Source organism: Burkholderia sp. PvR073 (genome assembly GCF_054055695.1).
The window spans coordinates 757,820-775,998 of record NZ_JBSRXO010000002.1; the positions used below are offsets into that span (position 1 = coordinate 757,820).

11 protein-coding genes are annotated in these 18,179 nt (G+C 66.2%); 8 read left to right on the top strand and 3 right to left on the bottom strand.

Annotation, left to right across the window (positions count from 1 at the left end; genetic code table 11):
* Nucleotides 1-211 precede the first annotated feature (211 nt).
* A complete protein-coding gene (locus ACVK00_RS10605) occupies nucleotides 212-1,459 on the top strand; it encodes a multidrug effflux MFS transporter (RefSeq protein WP_284889208.1) in 1,248 nt (415 codons plus the stop codon).
* Between the two features lie 35 nt (nucleotides 1,460-1,494).
* Here ACVK00_RS10605 and ACVK00_RS10610 read toward each other — a convergent pair whose 3' ends face one another.
* The 3 genes from ACVK00_RS10610 to ACVK00_RS10620 all read right to left on the bottom strand — a co-directional run bounded on the left by ACVK00_RS10610 (nucleotide 1,495) and on the right by ACVK00_RS10620 (nucleotide 10,653).
* Nucleotides 1,495-2,187, bottom strand: coding sequence for a hypothetical protein (locus ACVK00_RS10610; RefSeq protein WP_284889210.1), 693 nt, complete (start codon nucleotides 2,185-2,187; stop codon nucleotides 1,495-1,497).
* 182 nt (nucleotides 2,188-2,369) lie between these two features.
* Nucleotides 2,370-4,607, bottom strand: coding sequence for a penicillin-binding protein 1C (pbpC, locus tag ACVK00_RS10615; RefSeq protein ID WP_284889212.1), 2,238 nt, complete (start codon nucleotides 4,605-4,607; stop codon nucleotides 2,370-2,372).
* Between the two features lie 7 nt (nucleotides 4,608-4,614).
* Nucleotides 4,615-10,653: an alpha-2-macroglobulin family protein gene (locus ACVK00_RS10620; protein WP_354123057.1), complete on the bottom strand. Its 6,039-nt coding sequence runs from the start codon at nucleotides 10,651-10,653 to the stop codon at nucleotides 4,615-4,617.
* A 308-nt stretch (nucleotides 10,654-10,961) separates the two neighbouring features.
* Between ACVK00_RS10620 and ACVK00_RS10625 the strand changes: the two genes are divergently transcribed.
* The 7 genes from ACVK00_RS10625 (at nucleotide 10,962) to ACVK00_RS10655 (ending at nucleotide 18,173) form a co-directional block, all read left to right on the top strand.
* The gene (locus ACVK00_RS10625; protein ID WP_228910003.1) at nucleotides 10,962-11,468 is read left to right on the top strand and encodes a sorbitol dehydrogenase family protein; all 507 of its coding nucleotides are present in this window, start codon (nucleotides 10,962-10,964) and stop codon (nucleotides 11,466-11,468) included.
* Nucleotides 11,468-13,087: a GMC family oxidoreductase gene (locus ACVK00_RS10630; RefSeq protein ID WP_228907882.1), complete on the top strand. Its 1,620-nt coding sequence runs from the start codon at nucleotides 11,468-11,470 to the stop codon at nucleotides 13,085-13,087. Before ACVK00_RS10625 ends, ACVK00_RS10630 begins: the two co-directional genes overlap by 1 nt.
* 2 nt (nucleotides 13,088-13,089) lie before the next feature.
* Nucleotides 13,090-14,367, top strand: coding sequence for a cytochrome c (locus ACVK00_RS10635; protein WP_284889217.1), 1,278 nt, complete (start codon nucleotides 13,090-13,092; stop codon nucleotides 14,365-14,367).
* Nucleotides 14,368-14,554: 187 nt separating this feature from the next.
* Nucleotides 14,555-14,974, top strand: coding sequence for a DoxX family protein (locus ACVK00_RS10640; protein ID WP_166724353.1), 420 nt, complete (start codon nucleotides 14,555-14,557; stop codon nucleotides 14,972-14,974).
* A gap of 57 nt (nucleotides 14,975-15,031) precedes the next feature.
* Nucleotides 15,032-16,141 (top strand): porin, encoded by a 1,110-nt coding sequence (locus ACVK00_RS10645; protein ID WP_228907880.1) that lies wholly within the window; start codon nucleotides 15,032-15,034, stop codon nucleotides 16,139-16,141.
* Nucleotides 16,142-16,669: 528 nt separating this feature from the next.
* Entirely contained in the window at nucleotides 16,670-17,533 is an 864-nt protein-coding gene (locus ACVK00_RS10650; protein WP_284889222.1) for a hypothetical protein, read from the top strand.
* Nucleotides 17,534-17,714: 181 nt separating this feature from the next.
* Nucleotides 17,715-18,173 (top strand): NUDIX hydrolase, encoded by a 459-nt coding sequence (locus ACVK00_RS10655; RefSeq protein ID WP_284889224.1) that lies wholly within the window; start codon nucleotides 17,715-17,717, stop codon nucleotides 18,171-18,173.
* Nucleotides 18,174-18,179: the final 6 nt, after the last annotated feature.

Genomic DNA, 18,179 nt, shown 5'->3' on the forward strand with positions numbered 1-18,179 from the left:
CTCGGGGCGACTCGCCGACGCCCATGAACGGCCCGTTTTACGCGTGTCGGAATATGCCGCAATCGGCATTTCAACCTCGCCCGCGCCAATGGTATTCCCGTCGCGTCGCGTAACAACAGGCACAATGTGCGCTTCGCTTCGCCGCGCACCGTTGTTCGACATTCGAACAAGCGGGCGCGTGTCGCCGCCGTCCGAATCCTTCCCGGTTGTCATGAACGCCTCGCTCAATCCCGCGCGCGAATCAAACTCGCCGCGCTTCCTGTTGTTCCTGATTTGCCTGTTCGCCTCCGCGGGCCAGCTCGCGATCGACATCTACGTGCCCGCGCTGCCCGACATGGCGCGCTCGTTCGCGACCACGCCGCAGGCGATCCAGTCGAGCGTGTCCGGCTACATGGCCGCCTATGCGCTCGGCCAGCTGATCTTCGGCCCGGTGGCCGATGCGTACGGACGCAAGCGCGTGCTCGCGTTCGGGCTCGTGATCTACACGATCGGCTGCCTGCTGTCGCTCGGCGCGCCGAACCTGGAGACGTTCATACTGGCGCGCTGCCTGCAAGGCTTCGGGATCGCGACCACGAACCTGCTCGCGAAGGCGATCATCACCGACTCGTTCTCGGGCCAGGCGCTGATGCATGCGTTCACCTACATGTCGATCGCATGGGGGCTCGCGCCGATCATCGCGCCGGTGATCGGCGCGCACCTGCAGGAATGGTTCGGCTGGCGCGCGTGCCTCGTGTTCCTGCTGGTGTATTCGCTGGTGATGTGGGCGCTGTGGTGGCATTACCGGGAAACCTTGCCGAAACCGGTCCATCTCGAGCCGCGCACGCTGATCGCGAACGCGGGCAAGGTGCTCGCGAGCCCGGTGTTCCAGAGCTGCTTCCTCGCCCAAGGGCTGTGCTACAGCATCCTGCTGGTGTTCAACATCGTCGGGCCCTTCATGGTGCAGACCACGCTGCACAAGCCGCCGACCTTCTTCGGTTATCTCGCGCTCGGGATCGGGCTGATGTATTTCCTCGGCGGGCTGTCGAACCGGATTCACGGGCGCGGGCTGCCGAGCGCGGAGCAGCGGCTGCGCATCGGCGCGCGCGTGATGGCGGTCGCGGCGGTCGTGATGCTCGTGCTGGCGCTGACCGTCGGCCTGCGTGTGTGGACGCTCGCGACGCCGGTGCTCGTGATGGGCCTCTGCGCGGGTGCGATGTATCCGACGCTGATGGCGAAGGGCAATTCGCTGTTTCCGCATATCGCGGGGCTGACGAGCGCGATCCTCGGGTGCGCGCTGCTGCTCGTATCGTCCGCGATGATGGGGCTGGCCGGCTTCGTGTCGGTGCAGGTGCTGACGCCGCTCGCGGTGTTCTTCGTCGCGCTGTCGTTCATCGTCGTATGGATGGTGACGAAGCTGCTGCGCTACCTGACGCAGCAGCAGGCCGCGAGCGTCGCTTGCGGGAGCGGGGAGGCGGCGTAAGCCGCATCAATCGCTACCGCGCGGGAGCCTTGCGTTTATAGCGGATGCGCGGCGCCGGCCTGCGTCAGCAGTGAAACGGCAACCGGATCCGGCATCCCGTTCGAATCGATCGCGCCGGCCTTGGCCAGCATCCCAAGATCGGCGTCTACGCCCGGTTGCCCGACCACGAACGGCGTGGTCAGAAACGCTGGCGTCGCGAGCGTGACCGAGTAGCGCTGCTGGAGATTCGTCACGACGGCCGACTGCGCGGCCTGCACGGTGCCCGGATCCCCCATCACCTGCTGGAAGTGCCGATTCCCCTGGAAATTGCCGATCAGCCCGGCCGTGTTCGTGCCGAGCTGCGCGGCGAGATAGACGAGCATCAGCTCGGTTTCGGGCGTCGTGTTGAAGGTGCCGCCCGCGTAGGCGAGCGAGTGCAGGCTCGTGCCTCCCGACGCGACGCTGATCACGCACGGCAGCACGGCGTTGACGGTCACGCGGTAGTTGCCGCCGCCATCGGTCAGCGTCGTCGCCGAGCCCTGCGCGCAACTCACCGTCACCGATGCGCTCGCGAGCGCGGTGCCCGTGGCGGCCGTGCCGGACAGCGCGACGGTCTGCGTGTTGTTGTCGTTGAAGCAGGCATCGACGCCGAAGCAGGCCTCACCGTTGCAGCCCGCCAGTGTCGCGAGCGCGGCGACGCAAAGTGCGCCCAGCGCGGGGCGGGTGAAGTGCGGCGGGCGAATGTTCATGGTCGCGGGCGATCGGGGGAAGAAGACAACCGGTGAGCGCAGGGCAGACGGCCCTGCTCACATTCTAGGTGCCGAATCGGCGCGTTGCTTGCCCGTTTGAAGCAGGGGAGCGAATTTTCCGAGCGCACCGGCAATCGATTTCCCGCCCAGCCGCCGAAGTCGAACGCGGCCGGCTCACCCGCTCAGGGCTTGCGCGCGGCCGGCTTCGCGAACGCGCCGCGCACCTCGAAGCCGATCGCATCCGCGACGTTGCCGCGCGCGTCGACCAGTTCCAGCCGGTGCCGCCCCGGCCACGGCATCCACGCGATGCGGTCGGCGTGCCCGATCACCTTGTCGTCGAGCCGCCAGGCGAAGCGCGCGGCATGCCCGGACGACCGCTCGAACCAGATCCGCTGGTTCTTCGGTGGAATGTCCGGATCGATCGCGAAGATCGTGCCGTCGGTCGGCGCGCCGATCGCCAGCGGTGCGCGCGCGCCGTCCTTGCCCGGCGTGACGGGCGCCGCGAGCCGGATCGTGTCGAGCGCCGTCCCCGCGATGAACCACTCGTTGCGCGACGGCTCGACGTCGCGCTCGAACGCGATGCGGCGCGTTTCGACGCCGGCCGGCGCTTTCGGTGCACGGCTCGGCAGGTCGCGGTGCAGGTAGCCGACGACGGCCGACCACACCGGCGACGCGCCCGTCACCCCCGATACGTCCCACATCGGTGAACCGTCCGCATTGCCGACCCACACGCCGACCGTATAGCGCGACGTGAAGCCGACGGTCCAGTTGTCGCGCATGTCCTTGCTCGTGCCGGTCTTGACCGCCGAAAAGAAGCGCGTCGCGAGCGGGTTGTCGAAGCCGAACGTGCGCACCCGCGCGTTGTTGTCGGAGAGGATGTCGGTGACGACGAAGCTGGCCGCTTCGCTGAATACGCGCGTGCCGTTGTCTGCATGGCCCGGTGTCGATGCGCCGGAAGCGGCCGACGGCGCCGGCAGGTCGACGACCTTGCGCGCGACGCCGCCGTTCGCGAGCGCGCGATACGCATTGGTCAGCGACAGCAGCGTGACGTCCGCGCTGCCGAGCGCGAGGCTGAAGCCGTAGTAATCGCCTTCCTGCGCGAGCGGCAGGCCGAGCGCGGTCAGCGTGCGCGCGAAGCGGTGCGGCGTGACGAGCACGAGCGTGCGCACGGCCGGCACGTTCAGCGAGCCGCCGAGCGCGGTGCGCACGCTCACCCAGCCCTTGAAATCCTTGTCGTAGTTCTGCGGAATGTAGAGGCCGCCGCCGGCCGCGAGGTTGATCGGCGCGTCGTCGAGCAGCGACGCGGCCGTCAGCCGCTTCTCGTCGATCGCCTGCGCGTAGAGGAACGGCTTGAGCGTCGAGCCGGCCTGGCGCGGCGCGAGCACGGCGTCGACGTCGCGTGCGCTCGACAACGCCCCTGACGAACCGACCCACGCGCGAATCTCGCCGGTCGCGTTGTCGATCACGACGACCGCGCCGTCCTGCACGTTGCGCCGGTGCGCGGGCGCGTTGAGCTCGGTCAGTGCGCGCGTCAGCGTGTCGCGCGCGAAGCGCTGCAACGGCGCGTCGAGCGTCGTGCGCACCTGCGCGCCGGCCGCGGGTCGGACCTCGGCCGCGATGCGGCGCGCGAAGTGCGGGGCGAGGGCGGCGCCGTCGTCGCGCACGGCGTTGGCCGGGCGTGCGATCACGAGCTGCACGTAGCCGTCGAGCGACGCGCAGGCCTGTTCCGCATGCATGTCGCGCAGGATCCGGCAGGCCCGCTCGGCGACCTTCGCGGGTGCCGCGTTCGGCGCGCGCACCAGCGCCGCGGCGATCGCGGCTTCGCGTGCGTCGAGGCCGGACGGCGCCTTGCCGAACAGCACCTGCGACAGCGCGGCGAGCCCGACCGTCTCGCCGCGAAACGGCACGAGATTCAGGTAGGCCTCGAGGATCTGGTCCTTGCGCCAGCCGCGTTCGAGCAGCAGCGCGTTCATCGCCTGGGTGGCCTTCTGCGGCAGCGAGCGCTGACCCGAGCGGCGCGGCGAATCGCTGAGCAGCCCGGCGAGCTGCATCGTCACGGTCGACGCGCCGCGCGTGCGCTCGTTCCACAGGTTGCCCCACGCCGCGCCGGCGATGCCGCGCCAGTCGACGCCGCTGTGGTCGTAGAAACGCTTGTCCTCGGAGACGACGATCGCCTCGCGGAACGCGGGCGACACGTCGGCGAGCGACACCCAGTCGCCGCGCCGTTCGGTGAGATCGACGCGCGTGCGCTGCAGCGGCGTGCCGTCGCGCGCGAGCAGCACCCAGTCGGAACTGCGCCAGCCGCGCCGCACGTCGTCGTAGCCGGGCAGCGCGTGCGCGACGAGCGGCGCGGCCAGCACGACGGCGACGAATACGCGGCCGGCGAGGCGCGCCGGCCGCGGCAAAACCAGATCGATCATCGCGTACTCACGACTTGCCTGCGTCGGCCGGCTTCACGGTCATCGGCGGGTTCGGCCACAGGCCGTATACGGACGGCGCGTACAGCGCCTCGACGCGCGTCGGCGGCAGCCCGAAGGTGCCGACGTTGTTCAGCCGCACCGTGTACTCGACCGAGAGTTTGCCCTTCGGCAGATAGTCGTAATACGCGCGGTAGCCGTCGAAGTCGCGTTCGATGAACGCCGGCCATGCGCCGTCCGGGGATTTCTCGCCCTGCGTCGCGGCCTCGGAGTCGCGGCCGAGGCCCGAGCCGAGAATCGTCGCGCCGGACGGGATCGGATCGTTGACGACGACCCACGTCATGTCGCTCTGCGCATCGATGTCGAGATGCACGCGCACGACGTCGCCGCGCGTCAGCACGCCCTTGACGGCGGGCGACACGGGCGTGACGGTCTTCGTGATCCGGTAGCCGGCCGCGAACGGCGAGCGCAGCGGCACGGCCGCGAGACTCTCGACGGTCGCCCACGGGCGGCCCGTGCCGTCCTGCGTGACGGACAGCGTGGCCGGCGCCTGCGACGCACGCGGCCACGGCATCAGCACGCTGCGTGCGGCGGCGGCGGCGCGCGTCGCGGCGGTGGCCGATGCAGGCGCGTCGGCGGGTGCCGGTGCCTGCGACCACGGGATCGCACGCTCGTTACCGCCGAGCGCGACCTTCGTCGTGCCGGCGACCGGCACGCTCTCGTAGGTGCGCGAGAAGCGCTCGACCGCGAGCTGGCCGAGTGCGTTCGACGTCGTCGTCTGCCATGCGCCCTGGCGTTGCAGCGCGAGCAGGCCGGCCGTCACGCGTGGCATCTCGTCCTTCCACGCCGGGTCGCCCGCGAATTCCAGCGCGAGGCGCGCGGCGTTGGTCTCGTTGCTCGTCATCAGCCACCACAGGTCGTCGTCGCGCGCGGTCGAGAACACGAGCTGCGTGCCCTGGTACGTGAGGCGCGCGCGCAGGATCTGCTCGACCTGCGCGCGTTTCTCGTCGCGCTGCGGGATGTCCTTCACGCGTGTGAGGATCGCGTGATAGTCGATCACCGCCGACGTCGGCCACTGGTTCGGCGCGATCTCGATCGAGCCGAGCATGCGGCCTTGCGCGGCACCGTAACGCGACAGCGCCTCGATCGCGGCCAGCTTGCGCAGGTCGCGATCCTGGCGCGGCGCCCACGCGTTGCGCTCGATGCGGCCGTCGATGAAGCGCGCGAGCCCGGCTTCGAGCTGCGTGCGCAGGTCTTCCGGCAGCGTGAAGCGCGGGTCGAGGCGGCCGGCTTCGTCGGCGACCACGAGCAGGTACGACGACAGCGTCGGGCTGCCGTAGTGCGCATCGTCGGACGACGGCGGGAAGTAGCTCGCGAGCCCGTCGCTGTCGAGGTAGACGGGCATCCGCGCAACCAGCGCCTGCCATTGCGCGGCGTCGTGCAGGCCGATCGCACGCGACGTCTGCTGTTCGAGGCAGCGGTACGGATAGCGCTCGAACCAGCGCCGCACGCCGGGCAGGCCGTCCGCGAGCTTCGACTGCAGCGACACGGCGATGCCGCCGCGCGGCGCGCCCTGCGCGTTGTTGACGGCGCCGGCCGGGGCCGACACGGGCACCGTCATGGTGCCGTCGACCTGCGTGAGCGTGGCCTGTTGCACGGTCACCGGCAGTGCGGGCACGACCTTCTGCGCAACCGCCAGCGCATCGGACGCGCGCTTGCCGCCTTGCTCGGCCGCCTCGATGCGCCAGTTCAGCGCGCCGGCCGCGTCGAGCGCCTGCTCGGGCACGGTGATCGTCCACGCGACCTCGGTCGCCGCGTTGGCCGCGAGCGACACGGTTTGCGGCGCGACGTCGAGCCCCGTCACGCGCGGGGTCACGACCACCTGCATCGCGCGGTCGGTCGTGTTGCGCAGCGTGACCTGCGCGCGGAACGCGTCGCCTTCGCGCACGAGCGGCGGCAGGCCGGAGATCAGTTGCAGGTCCTGCGTGCTGCGGATCGACGTGCTGCCGGTGCCGAAGCGGTCCGGGCCGACCGCCGCGACGGCGACGATCCGGAAGCGCGTGAGCGCGTCGTTCAGCGGCACCTCGACGTTTGCGCTGCCGTTGGCGTCGAGCGTCACGCGCGGATTCCACAGCAGCAGCGTGTCGAACAGCTCGCGCGTCGGCGCGCTGCCGCCGCCGCCGCCGGCCGGCACGGCCTTGCGGCCGAAGTGGCGGCGGCCGACGATTTCCATCTGCGCGGTGGCCGTCTCGACGCCGTACGCGCGTCGCTGCAGCATCGCGTCGAGTAGGTCCCAGCTGTTGTTTGGCATCAGTTCGAGCAGCGCCTCGTCGACGGCCGCGACCGCGATCTGCGTGCCGGCAGGCGCGGGCTGGCCGTTCGGCAGCGTGACCTTCACGTGCGCCTGCGCCTTGCCGCGCACGGTGTAGCGCGTCGCGTCGGTCGTCACGGTCACGCCGAGACGATGCACGCCGGTGCCGACCTTGATCTCGCCGAGGCCGTAGCGGAACGCGGGCTTCGACAGGTCGACGAACGCGGTCGGCGCTTCATGGTGACGGCCTTCGCGCCAGAACGCGCGCGCCCATTCGACCGGTGCCTTCCAGCCCCACGTGAAGAACGAGTACCACGGCACCTCGCGAATCCGGCCGCGCAACGCGAGCACCGACACGTAGACGTTCGGCCCCCACGATTCGCCGACCTTCAGGTCGACGGTCGGGTTCTTGCCATTCAGTTCGACGATGTGCGTTTCCATCACGCCGCCGCGTTCGACCGCGACCAGCGCCGTGGCATAGCGGAACGGCATGCGCACCTGGAAGCGGGCCGTTTCGCCCGGTTCGTAGGACGTCTTCTCCGGAATCACGTCGATCCGGTCGGTGTTGTCGCCGCCGAACCACAGTTCGTCCTCGCGCGTGACCCAGACGGACGTCGACGCGTTCGACGCGCGGCCGTCGCCGTCCTTCGCGACCGCGATCAACTGGACGTTGCCGGCCTGTTCGAGCGTCGCGTCGCAGGCCATGCGGCCCTTGTCGTCGGTCTTGCCCGAGCACAGCACGCCGAGGTCGCGCGTGTCGCTCTTGTTGTCGTACGCATAGAAGCCGCCGACCATTCGCTTGCGCGACGACGTCGTGACGTGCGCGACGCCCTTGATCTCGATCGACACCGACGCACGCGGCTTGCCCTGCAGGTCGACCGCGAGCGCCTGCACCGGCACGCGCTGGCCGACCGATACCCAGCGGCCGGCCTTTATGCCGGCCACCACCGCGGCCGGCCACAGGATCGTGTCGCCGCGGATCGTCTGCACTTCGCCGTTCGGGTCCGCGAACGTGGCCTCGAGCGCGATGCGCTTCGGCGCGTCGACGTCGGGCAGGCCCTTGAGCGTGACCGCGCCCGCCCCGTTGCGGTCGAGCGTCAACGGCAGCTTGTCCGCGATCAGCCTGGTCGCGTCGGGATCGTTGTTCGCGGCCGACGCGTTGTCGCCGTCCTGCGAATCGTCGTCGGCGTTGCCGTCGCTGCGCTCCGGACGATAGGGCGTGAAGCTGAAGTCCTCGAAGCGATCCGCGAACGGCGGCGACACCCACTTCATCAGCGCCGACACCTGCACGGGCAGGTTCGATGCGCCGCCGCCCGACACGTAGTCGATCTGCACCGCGAGCGGCGCCTCCTTGACCGCGACGAGCGGGCTCTTCTGCGCGTCGCGCGCGCCGATCGACCCTTTGAGCACCGGCAGGCGGAACGCCTCGACGCGGAAGCTGCCGCTGTAGTAGCTGGTGGTCGGCGCATCGTCCGGGCCGCCTTCGAGCGTGACGCTGTATTCGCCGAGCTTGGCCGCGGGCGGCAGCGGGAACTGCGTGTCCGCGCTGTGGTCGGCCGACCACGTGAGCGGCAGCTTGTAGGTCTGGTCGGAGCCGAGATGGCGGATCTTCACGCGCGTCGGGTATTGCGCCGGGAACGCGAGGGTCTGCAGCGTCTCGGTGCGCAGGAAGTGCTTCATCGACACGGTTTCGCCGGCCCGCAGGAGCGTGCGGTCGAACACGGTATGCGCACGCACGGTCGGTTCGCTGCCGGTATCGGTCGGCACGTTGAAGCGCCACGATTCGATCCCGCGGTTCCAGTTCGAGCTGACGAACGCCATGTCGGGGCCCGTCTTCGGATCGTCGACGCGCGCCGACACGAAGTAGTCGTCGAAGCGTTCCGACTGGCTGCATTCGTGCTTCGGCTCGAATTGACCATCGATTTTCAGCAGGCCTTGCGCATCGGTCTTGCCGGTCGCGATCTCGTCGCCGTTGCAATCCGACACGCGGATCCGCGCGTTCGGCACCGGCTTGCCCTTGTCGAGCGTCGTGACCCACACGAGGTTGTTCTCGCGGCCCTGTTTCAGATGCACGCCGAGGTTCGTGACGAGCATGGTGGTGCGCACGTACATGCTCGACGGCTTCGCGAGCAGCGAGCGGCCGAGCGCGGGCGACGCGAGTTCGAGCACGTAGAAACCGGGCTTGTCGATCGGCACGCCGACGACCTCGAACGGACGCAGCGCCTTCGGATCGGCCTTCGGCAGCGTCATCGCCTGGGCCCCCGGCTCGCCGGTGAGCAGCGACAGCGAGCGCACGTCGATGCGGCGATTCTGCGGCGCGGGCATCTTTTCACCGGCCTCGAGCGGCACGTAGACGGGGTGCTGGCCCGTGCGCCGGAGCAGGCCCGGCATGCGCTCGTCGATCGTGCCGGCCGTCATCGCCCAGTTGTCGAAGCGCTCGACGGTGCGCATCCATTGGCGGATCGTGGTGTCGTCGTCCACCTTCAGGTTCGAGAATTGTGCGCCGCGCGTGTTGAGGCCCGCGATATGCAGGTCGGCCTCCACGTTGCGCAGCGTGACCGGCACGAGCGCCGGCGTATCGGGTTCGGCGAAACGCTCGACGATCCCGAAGGTGCCCGACGAGAATTTCGCGAGCGGCGGCATCGGCGCGGTGCGCGTCGCGAGCGGGAACAGGTCGGCGTTCGCGAGCGCGCGATCGGTCACGTCGCGCAGGCCGGACGGCAGCTCGATCGTCAGGTTCGCCTGCGCGGGCAGCGGCGGGTTGAACGTGACGGTCGTCACTTCGTCGCTGTGGTCGTCGGCCCCGAAGGTCGGCGAAAGCGAACCGTCAGGACCGCGCAGCTTGATCGCCTCGGCGTTCTTGCGCGAGATCGGCGCATTGAATGACAGCGTCAGTGGGCGCAGCGGCGTGCAGGGCGCCTTCGCGTTCTCGCGTTCGCACGAGAAACTCGCGGCGAACGGGGCGCGCACCGTGAAGTCGAAGCGGCGCTCGGTGTCGTTCGCGATGCCGCTCGGGCTCGCGACGCCCTTGCCGTAGACGAGCTGCATCTTCGCGCTTGCGGGTAGCGCCTGCGCGCACGACAGCGTCAGCACGCGCGCCGCGTCCTTCTTCAGCCCGAAGTGGTCGAGCAGCGCGTTGCGGGTCTCGTCGTCGGCGGCCGTGACGGGGATGCGGTTGCCGATGCCGGCCGCTTCGCACCAGATGTTCGCGAGCGCGGAACGCGGCTCGGCCGGGCCGTTCAGCTTCAGCACGAAGACCTGGCGCTCCTCGATCTCGCGCGAGCCGGGGCGCACTGTCACCGGGAACGGGCCGCCGGTTTGAAACGTGAAGCGGCGCGGGCCGCTCACCGCATTGCCGGCGACCGAGCGCAGCGTGTCGTTGAGCGCGACCGAGCAGCGCACGCCCGGCGGCAGGTCGTTCTCGAAATCGTAGACCCAGGTCTTGTCGTCGAGCCAGTGGCCCTGGCCGCGTGCGGCGGTGGAATCGTTGCAGGTCATGCGCGCGGGGTTCGGCGCGGACGCCGAACCGAACGCGACCATCGGTTCGTCGAACTTGACGACGCTTTGCCGGACTTCGGTGACCGTGCCTTGCGGCGACACGCTCACGGTGCGCGCCGCGAGCGCATGCAGCGACAGTGCCGCGGCGGCGCCGAGCGCCGCGATCGCGCCGATGCGCCAGACTAGCCGTGTGGTGTGATTGGATTGATGCGTGTTGTTGTGTTTATTGTGCTGCTTCATCGCTCGATGCCCTCGGAGGGAAGCTTTCTGTTTGATTGCACGGGATTCTAACCGACGCGCATGTGAGCGGATGACGGGATGGGACGGCGCGTGTCGTCGGCTTGCGACACACTGCGTCCCGATGCAGAATTGTCGCGTCGACGACACAAAAATGCAGCGAAATGTCGATTGTCTCGGATTGCGGAACATTTAATGGACTATAAAAGCATTGTCCGATTCGAATTGTGCGCGTACATTTCAGGGCCGCGCGAAAGTTTGAGAAATATCAAGCGTGGTTTTCCCGAATCCGGTGTTCGAGAGAAGGAAACATGCACAACGACAACACCCCCCACTCGCGTCGCGCCAGCGACGCAACCGTATCCGGCATCACGCGGCGTCAATGGCTGCAGGGCGCACTGGCGCTGACGGCGGCGGGCCTCACCGGCTCGCTGGCGTTGCGGGCCCTGGCCGATAATCCCGGCACCGCGCCGCTCGATACGTTCATGACGCTCTCCGAAGCACTGACAGGCAAGAAAGGGCTGAGCCGCGTGCTCGGCGAACGCTTCCTGCACGCGCTGCAGAAGGGTTCGTTCAAGACGGCCGACGGTCTGTCGCAACTCGCCGGCGCGCTCGCGTCCGGTTCATTGGATTCCGATCAGCAGGCCGCCGCGCTGTCGATTCTCGAAGCGTGGTATCTCGGCATCGTCGACAACGTCGTGATTACTTACGAAGAAGCATTAATGTTCAGCGTCGTGTCCGATACGCTCGTGATTCCTTCGTATTGCCCCAACAAACCCGGCTTCTGGGCCGAAAAACCGATCGAGAGGCAAGCCTGATGGCGGATACCGATACGCAAAAGGCCGACGTCGTGGTCGTCGGGTCCGGTGTCGCAGGCGCGATCGTCGCGCACCAGCTCGCGATGGCGGGCAAGTCGGTGATCCTGCTCGAAGCAGGCCCGCGCATGCCGCGCGGCGAGATCGTCGAGCGCTTCCGCAATCAGCCCGACAAGACGGACTTCATGGCGCCGTACCCGTCGAGCCCGTGGGCGCCGCATCCGGAATACGGCCCGCCGAACGACTACCTGGTCCTGAAGGGCGAGCACAAGTTCAACTCGCAGTACATCCGTGCGGTGGGCGGCACGACGTGGCACTGGGCCGCGTCGGCGTGGCGCTTCATCCCGAACGACTTCAAGATGAAGACGGTGTACGGCGTCGGCCGCGACTGGCCGATCCAGTACGACGACCTCGAGCATTACTACCAGCGCGCCGAGGAAGAGCTCGGCGTGTGGGGCCCCGGCCCCGAGGAAGACCTGTACTCGCCGCGCAAGCAGCCGTACCCGATGCCGCCGCTGCCGTTGTCGTTCAACGAGCAGACGATCAAGAGCGCGCTCAACGGCTATGACCCGAAGTTCCACGTCGTGACCGAGCCGGTCGCGCGCAACAGCCGCCCGTACGACGGCCGGCCGACTTGTTGCGGTAACAACAATTGCATGCCGATCTGCCCGATCGGCGCGATGTACAACGGCATCGTGCACGTCGAGAAGGCCGAGCAGGCGGGCGCGAAGCTGATCGACAGCGCGGTCGTCTACAAGCTCGAGACTGGTCCGGACAAGCGCATCGTCGCCGCGATCTACAAGGACAAGACGGGCGCCGACCATCGCGTCGAAGGCAAGTACTTCGTGGTGGCCGCGAACGGCATCGAGACGCCGAAGATCCTGCTGATGTCGGCGAACCGCGATTTCCCGAACGGCGTCGCGAACAGCTCCGACATGGTCGGGCGCAACCTGATGGACCACCCGGGCACGGGCGTGTCGTTCTACGCGAGTGACAAGCTGTGGCCGGGCCGCGGCCCGCAGGAGATGACGTCGCTGATCGGTTTCCGCGACGGCCCGTTCCGCGCGACCGAAGCCGCGAAGAAGATCCACCTGTCGAACATGTCGCGCATCAACCAGGAGACGCAGAAGATCTTCAAGGCCGGCAAGCTGATGAAGGCCGACGAGCTCGACGCGCAGATCCGCGATCGTTCCGCGCGCTACGTGCAGTTCGACTGCTTCCACGAAATCCTGCCGCAGCCCGAGAACCGCATCGTGCCGAGCAAGACGGCCACCGATGCGGTCGGCATTCCGCGCCCGGAAATCACGTATGCGATCGACGATTACGTGAAGCGCGGCGCCGTGCATACGCGCGAGGTCTACGCGACGGCCGCGAAGGTGCTGGGCGGCACGGAGGTCGTGTTCAACGACGAATTCGCGCCGAACAACCACATCACGGGTGCGACGATCATGGGCGCGGATGCACGCGACTCGGTCGTCGACAAGGACTGCCGCACGTTCGACCATCCGAACCTGTTCATCTCGAGCAGCTCGACGATGCCGACCGTCGGTACGGTGAACGTGACGCTGACGATCGCGGCGCTGGCGCTGCGGATGTCGGACACGCTGAAGAAGGAAGTCTGACCGTGCGGAAATCTACTCTCACCTTCCTCCTCGCCGGCAGCCTCGGGCTGCCGGGGCTCGTGCGCGCGGCCGATTCGGCCGATCCCGCGCAGATCAAGCGCGGCGAATATCTCGCAGTCGCGGGCGACTGCATGGCCTGTCACACCGCGAAGGGCGGCAAGCCGTTCGCCGGCGGCCTCGGGATGCCGGTGCCGATGCTCGGCAAGATCTATACGAGCAACATCACGCCGGACCCCGACACGGGCATCGGCAACTGGACGTTCGACGACTTCGAGCGCGCGGTGCGCCACGGCGTGTCGAAGAACGGCGCCAACCTGTACCCGGCGATGCCGTACGTGTCGTACGCGAAGATCAACGACGACGACGTGCAGGCGTTGTACGCGTACTTCATGCACGGTGTCGAGCCGGTCAAGCAGGCGCCGCCGAAGAACGAGATTCCGCCGCTGCTGAGCATGCGCTGGCCGCTGAAGATCTGGAACTGGCTGTTCCTGAAGGACGGTGCGTACCAGCCGAAGCCGTCGCAGAGTGCCGAGTGGAACCGCGGTGCGTACCTGGTGCAGGGCCTCGCGCACTGCAGCACGTGCCACACGCCGCGCGGCATCGCGATGCAGGAGAAGTCGCTCGACGAGACGGGCGGCAGCTTCCTGTCGGGCTCGGTGCTGGCGGGCTGGGATGGCTACAACATCACGTCGGACCCGAACGCGGGGATCGGCGGCTGGACGCAGCAGCAGCTCGTCCAGTACCTGCGTACCGGCAGCGTGCCGGGCGTCGCGCAGGCGGCCGGTCCGATGGCCGAGGCGGTCGAGCACAGCTTCTCGAAGATGACCGACGCCGACATCGGTGCGATCGCAACCTACGTCCGCACGGTGCCGGCGGTGGCCAGCGGCGACGCGAAGCAGTCGCGTTCGTCGTGGGGCAAGCCGGCGGAAGACGGCCTGAAGCTGCGTGGCGTGCCGCTCGCATCGTCGGGCATCGATCCGGCGCGGCTGTATCTCGGCAACTGCGCGAGCTGTCACCAGATGCAGGGCAAGGGCACGCCGGACGGCTATTACCCGTCGCTGTTCCACAACTCGACGGTGGGTGCGTCGAATCCGACGAACCTCGTGCAGGTGATCCTGAACGGCGTGCAGCGTAAGGCCGGCAGCGAGGACGTCGGGATGCCCGCGTTCCGCAACGAGCTGTCGGACGCGCAGATCGCCGCGCTGGCGAACTACCTGACGGGTCAGTTCGGCAATCCGGCCGCGAAGGTGACCGAGCAGGACGTCGCGAAGGCACGTTGAGGCCGGGCACGAAGCGGCAGGAAGTGGTACCAGGCAGCGCAACACGGAAAGAGGAGGAGCACAGCACATCGGGCGGGCCCCGATGCCGGTTGTTGCAGAGCGGGGCGGGCGGCACTGGCGGCCGCCTGTCCTGGTTCGTTGGCAATCCGGTGCGCGCGGTTCGCGCATCGCTTTCGTTGATCACACCATGACACCGAATCAACCGTTTCTCGCGTCCCAGCGCGATGTGCTGCTGCTGCTGTCCCGAATCCTGCTCGTGATTCTGTTCGTGATGTTCGGCTGGAAGAAGATCGCCGACTTCTCGGGCACGATCGCGTTCATGGGAAGCGAGGGCGCGCCCGCGCCGATCATCTCGGCGGCGATCGCCGTCGTGATGGAGCTGTTCGTCGGGATCGCGCTCCTCGTCGGCTTCCAGACGCGGCCGCTTGCGCTGCTGCTTGCGCTGTATACGATCGGCACCGCGCTCATCGGCCATCACTACTGGACGATGACGGGCGGCGAGCAGATGAACAACATGATTCATTTCTACAAGAACATCGCGATCTCGGGCGGCCTGCTCGCGCTGTGCGCGGCGGGCCCCGGACGTTTTTCGATCGATCGCGGGTGAACGGATCGCCGGCGCGCGCATGGGGCGCGTGTCGGACGGTCCAGACTGCGAGGGGGCATGACTTTGCGACTCAAACATCTAGCATGGCTGATCGCGGCCGCCGCACCGGCGGCCGCGTCCGCACAAACAAGTGTGACGCTGTACGGCCGTATCGACGGCGGCGTCGAATACCTGAACCACATCGCGACACCGAACGGCAGCTCGACGCGCTGGAGCGCGGAAGGCGGCGACTGGGGTACCAGCATGTTCGGCCTGAAGGGTTTCGAGGATCTCGGCGGCGGGATGTCGACGGTCTTCAACCTGGAAACCGCGTTCCAGGTGATGAACGGCACGACAGGCGGCGGACGCATGTGGTCGCGCCGCGCGTATGTCGGGCTGAAGAGCGACACGTGGGGCCAGTTGCAGGCCGGCCGCAACCTGTTCATCGACAGCGACGGCGTGTGGGAATTCGATCCGTTCGTGCAACAGGCGTTTTCGTCGGCCTCGCTCGTGCGCGGGCGCAACTGGCAGCAGAGCAGCAACAACATCGAGTATCACAGCCCGGTGATCGGCGGCTTTGACGTGCAGGCGCAGTATGCGTTCGGCAACCAGTCGCGCGGCTTCAACTACGGCGCGGCCGATGACTTCGGCCGCTCGGACGGGATCATGATCTCGTACCACTCGCCGGTGCTCGACGTGCGCGGCATCTACGACGAGCTGCGCGACAACAACGGCAAGTTCAGCAACATCTTCACCGCGTCGCGCGAGTATTTCGTCGGCGCGAACGTGAAGGTGTCGAAGTTCAAGATCCAGGGCGCGTATACGCATTACCAGGCGCCGGACAGCCCGGCTGGCGTTGCTGATCGCGCCGATCATTACTGGCTCGGTGCGACCTACACGGCCAATCCGCAGTGGGCCGTGACGGGCGGCGGGTATTACGTAAAGGTGGGCGATGGCGGCGGCGATGCGTCGCACGATCCGTCGGGCCACGCGATCATGTACGTGCTCGGCACCACGTACAACCTGTCGAAGCGGACGTTCCTGTATGGGACGGTTGCGTATGTGCGGAATGGCGGGAATTCGAACTTCTCGCTGCTGGCGTCGCCCCGCGACGCGACGTCGGGGACGAGCCCGATGACGGGCGAGTCGCAGACGGGGGCGTATGTGGGGATGATGCATACGTTTTGAGCGGGAAGGGTTGCGTAGGGGAAAGGCACGGGCGGTGAAAGGCTCGTGCCTTTTTGCGTTTACGGGGCTTGCTGGGGCGTTGAGGTGCGTGTGCAGTGGTGTCGATGCATGATTACTGGGAGCGGGTGGACTTGGGGAGTTGATACTGTATGGAAGCGGCAGGTTGCTCGTCCGCCGTTTTGTAGTCGGTCTGGTGGCCGGATGACCGGCTGTGGGGTATCGCACCACTACCGATATACCGATAAAGCGCGCTTGGTAGATTCACATTCGTTGACGTTTTCACCGGCTGGAAATTCAGGTGTCTGCACTCCGCGGTTGATTTAGCAGTGTGCGATGCTGAGAAGGTGCTGTGGTGCACACGGCTACTGGGGTGTCTTAGAACGGCCAGATTCGGTCATTCGGCAAAAGCTTGATATCTGCCCACAAGGCAAGCCGGCGGATGCCGTAGCCATGCACGATAGTTACTCGCCAGAAATCTCTCTCTCCCCTATCATTGGGACTTGTTTAAGCAAAACGGGGACTATTACGATGGCATTGCACCTCATAGATTCAAATGACGTTCACGTGTCATGCCGCCAACGGATGGAAGCATGTGAGCTTTGGTTGCGAAGAATTATCCACGACAAATTCATCGAAAGATTTGGAAATAACTATATTGATGGTGCCAGCCTTGGAGGACAGGCAATTTTCTCGAACAAGATAAGGTCGCGTGTTCAGTCATTCGTACAGAATAACCCCGGTCAATATAGTCGTCCGATTGACACTCTCCTACTTGATGACCTTGGCTCCGTCTTGTCGAAGGACGACGTCTACAAAGAGTTCTTCAAGGTTGCGTTCGACGCCGGGTTCCCTATGGGCGCAAATCATGTTCGGCAAGTCATAACGATCCTGGTCCCCATCCGCAACGCTCTTTCTCACGCAAACGCTGCAACACTTTCACTTCATGATGCAGAGCGTTCCTTATGCTACTGCAATGATATCATCGCGTCTCTTAAAAAATACTATTCCGATATGGCCTCGCAAGATAAGTTTCCAGCCCCAGTGTTCACACGTTACTCTGACTCCCTGGGGACGGTATGGCATCCTGCGCCCCCCTCTGATCATCGCGCGATTGGCCAGCCTTCCTTGCATGTCGGCGAAGACGTTCGATTTGAAGTAGAGGTAGATTCGTCGTTCGATCCCAGTGAATATGAGATTACGTGGCAGGTGTGCAACATTTCACAGGGAGAGACGGGAAAGGGATCGGCCTTTAATTTGACGCTAACCTCTGAGCATGTCGGTCAGCGGTTCGCATTGCAAGTGTCACTAAAAACGAAAAAAGATTGGCATCGGCTCCAGAACGTCGACGCGTACTTGACGCTTGATTATGAGGTCTTGCCCTTTCCGGGCTAACCACCATAGGTGGGGAGCTAGGCGTCCGTATTGGGTCGAAACGCGTCCGTCGCGCTACCAGCGTGTCTTTTTTTTGCAATACTGTTGCGAAAACTGGCATCAATCAAAAATTTCGGATGTAAGAATAATATAGGGTTAAACATCTGTTCCATTATGGGTGGATCTGATCGAAAGAATTATCTTGAAAACCAAGAACAAGGTACTCGTCTATCTTACGTGGCGAGATGGATTGCTGACCTTCACTCAGCCTAGGTTTCCGGAAGCCGGTAGGCAGGTGGTTGCCGGCACGATGGAGCCGGGAGAAATGCCGGTAGCCGCCGCGCTACGTGAGTTACGCGAGGAAAGTGGCATCGACAATGCCGAAGTTGTGCGTGTTCTCGGCAACTACTTCTACTCGATGACGAAATTCGGAAGAAGCGAGATCCAGAACCGGCATGTCGTGCATGTCAGGGTGAGAGACGCTATTGTAATGAAGGCGAGTTGGACGCATTTCGAGGACACTCCAAGTGCCGGCGGTGAACCCATCGAATTCAACTTTGAGTGGTATCCCTTTTTTGAAGCAGAATGCGCGCTGATCGGTGGGCATGATTTCTTCGTACCCATGCTGAAACACTTCCTGCGTGAGCATGCAGATGCGTGATTGAGC

What these genes read in the sequence shown, in the direction of transcription:
- ACVK00_RS10620 (WP_354123057.1), bottom strand. Translation starts at nt 10,653, where the DNA reads ATGAAGCAGCACAATAAACACAACAACACGCATCAATCCAATCACACC.
- ACVK00_RS10625 (WP_228910003.1), top strand. Translation starts at nt 10,962, where the DNA reads ATGCACAACGACAACACCCCCCACTCGCGTCGCGCCAGCGACGCAACC.
- ACVK00_RS10605 (WP_284889208.1), top strand. Translation starts at nt 212, where the DNA reads ATGAACGCCTCGCTCAATCCCGCGCGCGAATCAAACTCGCCGCGCTTC.
- ACVK00_RS10640 (WP_166724353.1), top strand. Translation starts at nt 14,555, where the DNA reads ATGACACCGAATCAACCGTTTCTCGCGTCCCAGCGCGATGTGCTGCTG.
- pbpC (WP_284889212.1), bottom strand. Translation starts at nt 4,607, where the DNA reads ATGATCGATCTGGTTTTGCCGCGGCCGGCGCGCCTCGCCGGCCGCGTA.
- ACVK00_RS10630 (WP_228907882.1), top strand. Translation starts at nt 11,468, where the DNA reads ATGGCGGATACCGATACGCAAAAGGCCGACGTCGTGGTCGTCGGGTCC.
- ACVK00_RS10610 (WP_284889210.1), bottom strand. Translation starts at nt 2,187, where the DNA reads ATGAACATTCGCCCGCCGCACTTCACCCGCCCCGCGCTGGGCGCACTT.
- ACVK00_RS10650 (WP_284889222.1), top strand. Translation starts at nt 16,670, where the DNA reads ATGGCATTGCACCTCATAGATTCAAATGACGTTCACGTGTCATGCCGC.
- ACVK00_RS10645 (WP_228907880.1), top strand. Translation starts at nt 15,032, where the DNA reads ATGACTTTGCGACTCAAACATCTAGCATGGCTGATCGCGGCCGCCGCA.